The 278-nt window shown below is 56.1% G+C and carries 1 protein-coding gene; it reads left to right on the top strand.

Annotated elements, in window-relative coordinates; genetic code table 11:
• On the top strand, nt 1-278 hold a 278-nt coding region (locus EN874_RS33470; RefSeq protein WP_135884762.1), incomplete at both ends, for an efflux RND transporter permease subunit.

The raw sequence follows: 278 nt of genomic DNA, 5'->3' as shown, positions 1-278 counted from the left end.
GACATTCCCAAAATCGAGGGCGGGCATGCAGCGATATATAACACCCCCAATTACCAACGCTTTCGGAAGTTTCTGGTACGTGTAGTCCAGCGCAAGTGGATGGTCGCGGGGGCTGTCGTCGTGTCGTTCGTGATTGCGGTGATGGGAATGGGTGTCGTGAAGAAGCAGTTCTTCCCGACCTCGGATCGTCCGGAAGTCCTTGTGGAGGTGCAGATGCCGTATGGCTCATCCATCGAACAGACTTCGGCGGCAACGGAAAAAGTCGAGGCATGGCTCGC

This window comes from Mesorhizobium sp. M1D.F.Ca.ET.231.01.1.1 (genome assembly GCF_003999155.2).
Lineage (GTDB): Bacteria > Pseudomonadota > Alphaproteobacteria > Rhizobiales > Rhizobiaceae > Mesorhizobium.
The sequence above is the reverse complement of the archived record's forward strand: the minus strand, read 5'-3'. Positions and strand labels throughout refer to the sequence as shown.